The organism is Candidatus Symbiothrix dinenymphae, from assembly GCF_001431085.1.
On the sequence record NZ_BBRU01000039.1, the window covers coordinates 1 to 1,269 of the forward strand.

At 42.2% G+C, this 1,269-nt stretch carries 1 protein-coding gene and 1 pseudogene; both read left to right on the forward strand.

Translation table 11 applies throughout. The features are described from left to right. Positions 1-886, forward strand: an 886-nt coding sequence (locus ASC50_RS00755; protein WP_226995298.1) for a DHHW family protein, incomplete at its 5' end; no start/stop codon positions are given. Next, positions 858-1,269 (forward strand): annotated as a pseudogene (locus ASC50_RS00760) (hypothetical protein); the annotation flags it as partial. The gene ASC50_RS00755 and the pseudogene ASC50_RS00760, both read left to right, overlap by 29 nt.

The following is a 1,269-nucleotide window of genomic DNA, read 5'->3' on the forward strand; positions in this document are numbered from 1 at the left end:
TGTAACCGCTGTTGCGCCGCTCTCTTCGGCATTTATTCCCAATCGCAAATACTCCCATTTGAATGCTCAGAATCAGCTAACACTCGAAACGCTTCACAGTTATCTATCGCCGAATGTGCTGTTTTCAGACGTTTTTACGCATCTAAATGCACACAGCAACGAATACATTTTTTTCAAAACTGACCACCACTGGACTGCGCTTGGGGCATATTACGCTTACGAAGCATTTTGTGAAGCCACCGGAACAACGCCCGTACCCAAAGAGAATATGGAAAAACGCACAAAATCCCGTTTCCTGGGCTCGCTGTACTCTCTGACACATGACAGAAACGTAAAAAAGAATCCGGATAGTGTCGAGTACTATGTTCCACACATTGCAACAACCGCTTCCTATTTTGAAAGAGAAACCAATCGAGAAGTACGCAGCTCTGTGTTTTGTCAGAAATGTAAAGGCTATGATACCTTTTTGCGCATGGACTATCCGCTTATGCACATCAAAACGAATGCGAAAAACGGCAAAAAAATTGTGGTGATTAAAGATTCGATGGGAAATGCCTTTGTGGTGTACCTCATCAACCATTACGAAGAACTATGGGTGGTCGATTTCAGGTATTCAAAACACAATCTTATGAATCTCATCCGGAAACATAATATCACCGATATGGTTTTTGCCATTGGAATGTATAATGCACAAAGTCGCAGTGTTGCGAAAAAAATGACTCGGTTGGGCACACAAAATTTTTCAATCCAAGCAGCAAGCGACACTACGAGCAGGGCAATGCCGGTTGTCAACGACAGCATTATTGCACTGAGTGACACAATTAATAAGGACATGATTAATGAACACAACACGAAAAATGATGAAAAAATGGATTCTATTTATTAATTTAATTGCGTTCAATTGCAGCATTTTTGCCAATTTTCGGGACACATTGCCACCATCGTTGAAAATTGACAGGACGTATGACTGCATTCAATTTTACGATGCAGATGTTGCCAAACGGCTGGTAGCGCATTTCGACAATGTAAAAAACGACAAACTTGTGATTTTGCATTTTGGCGACAGTCATATCCAAGCGGAAAATGCCACAACTTACACACGCAACGAGCTGCAAAACGACTATGGCGATGGGGGCAGAGGCATGATAGTCAACTATTCCGCTGCAAAGACTTATACATCAGTCAATTACACAACCGATAAAACAGGGGAATGGACGTATGCCAAAAGTTTTCAAATACCGCCCAAATTACCGCTCGGCATCACCGGAA